At 37.3% G+C, this 2,840-nt stretch carries 3 protein-coding genes; 2 read left to right on the forward strand and 1 reads right to left on the reverse strand.

Going from position 1 to position 2,840, the window contains the following annotated elements; translation table 11 throughout:
- A partial coding sequence (istA, locus tag FEU33_RS17950) for an IS21 family transposase (RefSeq protein WP_146550875.1) occupies positions 1–1,358 on the reverse strand: 1,358 nt, incomplete at its 3' end.
- Positions 1,359–1,542: 184 nt separating this feature from the next.
- On the opposite strand from istA, the gene FEU33_RS17955 reads away from it, so the two are divergent.
- Positions 1,543–2,091, forward strand: coding sequence for a hypothetical protein (locus tag FEU33_RS17955; RefSeq protein WP_146550848.1), 549 nt, complete (start codon positions 1,543–1,545; stop codon positions 2,089–2,091).
- A gap of 85 nt (positions 2,092–2,176) precedes the next feature.
- A partial coding sequence (locus FEU33_RS17960; RefSeq protein WP_280524874.1) for an RHS repeat domain-containing protein occupies positions 2,177–2,840 on the forward strand: 664 nt, incomplete at its 3' end.

Consider the following 2,840-nt stretch of genomic DNA (forward strand, 5'->3'; position numbering starts at 1 on the left):
CCCAGTTCATGTGGAGCTCTTTCAAGCCGTTCTTCTGTTTCCAGAGAGGAGTGAATATCATCTAGTGTATGCTTCTCTAATAGTTTCTTTATACCTTTAACCCTTGCTCGGGTTTCTTCCGGGTGTATCGTCAGATACGCTTGAACCCTCTCAGGCAAATATTTAAAGAATCGTGAATACTTGACAGACCGAGGCTTCTTCTCCCAATCTATTAAAATATCATTCCATGGTATCGCTCTTGTTGTATTCATATAAGGGCGGTCTTCCTGGTAAACAATTTCTCCGCCATTCGTAAAACAGGTGAATCGATCCCATTCCATTTTGAGGACCAATCCTTGTTTCATTTTCGCTTTGTGGATAACAATTTTTTCACCGTCAACTTCAATTTCCCCATATTTATTAACCTTTGTGGATTTTACAGAATAAATCGGAAGATCCGTTAAAGGCAAGGCTTTCAAATGTTTTTTATCCTCTTTCCACAACTCATCAATCAACACATTTTTTTCATAGTGGAGGCGTTGCCGATCCTTTTCCATTCCCTCCTTCAACCAGTCCGCTAATTGTGGAAAACTCTTCATTATCGGTGCTGTTGTAAATAGATTATTCCTTGTATAACCAACCTTCTTTTCCACATTTCCTTTCTCATGCCCGCTTGACGGATTACATGGCTGCACTTCAAAACCATAATGGCACTTGAATCTCAAAAATGCGTCAGTGTAGGTCCGTTTGTCCCCTTTGCCAATTGAAATTACTGCCGCAGACAAGTTATCAATACGTAGATAGGTTGGGACCCCTCCAGCCTGGTGAAACAACTCCTTTAGCCCTTCAAGGAAACACTCCGTATTTTCGCTTGGAAGAGGGTAGCTAAATCCAGCATTACTATGTGGAAAACTCAAGATTAGGGCTTTGACATCTTTATACGCTCCGTCTTTTACCACAGTCATGTTTCCGAAGTCCACTTGTGCTTCACCCGGATGGTGTTCTAAACGCTCATGTCTTTCAACCTTGGCTGCTTTGAGTTGGGGCTTTCGGTGTTGGATATATTCGCATACGGTCCGATACGAACCTTTAAAATCATGGTTGTTTCTAAGTTCTTCATGGATCTTCTTGCTAGTTCTTCGGTCTTTTCTCTTGAGTTTCATGTCCTCCTCAAGCCAACAGTCAACAATTTCTCCGAACCCCTCCTCATACATCATTCCTCTTTTAGTGAACTTGAGTGTTTCTTGAAAACTTTCTCCATCTGCGTATTTTTTAACAGTCCTCCAATTACAACCAGTTTTTCTTGCAATCTCGTTTATAGATAAATCTTCTTCTTCTCTTAAATGTTTGATATAATTTACTTCAGGCATCGCTAGCATCCTTTCATGTCCTCCTACTGTTGTGGTCTCTCAATCAATACAGTAGGGAATTATTATGGGGCTGGCAAGCCTTTTTTTATGCAGTTGAGTTCTGCACAAATTTCTCGCAAACCTCTGTACTTTTATTTTGCAATAAACAAACGTGTTTATAAAGACATCCTCCAAATATAAGGTGGTGTGGTAAATGAAATTTTTTTTAAGCAACTTTTTAATAGGTGATGACTTTTCTTATATTTTCAAAAATGAAAAAAGAGGATTGGTTGAATTTTCTTTTATTATTTCTCCTACTGAAGACCATTTATGTGAGAGATATAAGGTGTTTTTACAACCGTTTTTGAGAAAATTAGATAGATATCCACTATATATACATGTACTTGATGAATCAAATGACATCAATATCTCAGAAATAGCCGAAATGAAAAAAGTTGGTCCAGGGAAATTTTATCATTTTGCAAAAATAGAAAATGAAGTGGAATTAGTTCAACATTTTCAAAAGATTTATTTAGATGCCTTTAATAACGAAAATGTTTTACTATCTTCCGAAAAATATGTAGAAATTGATCCAAACGGTGAAGTTGGTCAGTATCGTTTCATTTTTGATTATAGGATGAATCATTTAGAAGAAAGATTTTATCTGTGGATTGGTTTTGATGGAATAGGCTGGGATTTTATCGCTAACTTTACCGATTATCCTTATAATGAATTACCTATTAAAAATGAAATGGACTTATGAAAATAAAAGTCTAATCATGTATGTGAAATATAAATGGGTGGCAGTTATAGAAGAAAGATCATATATCCTATAGAAATATCTAAATGTGTATCATATCAGGTGGATAGAGTTAAAACAAGTCGCACAATTTAACGATGCCAATCAAATTGAAAAGAAAAACGATACGGACTACCAATATGATGCAGATGGAAACCTATTACAGGATGAACATTTTAAGTACACCTATAATGAAGCACAGCGCTTAACAAATGTTCAAACATTAGAAGGCAACACAGTAGCCTCTTATACCTATGATGAAAATGGACTTCGCCTCACGAAAACAGTGGACGATACAACCCATGAATATTTCTATAATGACGAAGTATTGGACATGGAAGTCGTCAAGAAAAACGGTGAAGTTACCCAATATCGTTCCTATGAATGGGATGGCTACACACCACTTGGACTGATCGTGAAAGAAAAAGAGGCATCCGGAAACTACCAAACCAAAACGTACCAATACATTACCAATCAACGAGGAGATGTGTTAAGCATTCGTGATCAAGAGGACCAAGAAGTAGGTTCTTATCGTTACGATGCTTATGGAAATGTCTTATCCGTAGAAGGCGATGTGGCAAAAGACAACCCTATCCGCTATGCAGGTTACTATTACGATGAGGAAACCAAAAATTATTATTTACAAGCTCGGTACTATAATCCAGAGAACGGTGCGTTTCTAGCACTTGATCCACATCCTGGAGATGATAATG

It is taken from the genome of Rummeliibacillus suwonensis (genome assembly GCF_007896435.1).
GTDB lineage: Bacteria > Bacillota > Bacilli > Bacillales_A > Planococcaceae > Rummeliibacillus > Rummeliibacillus suwonensis.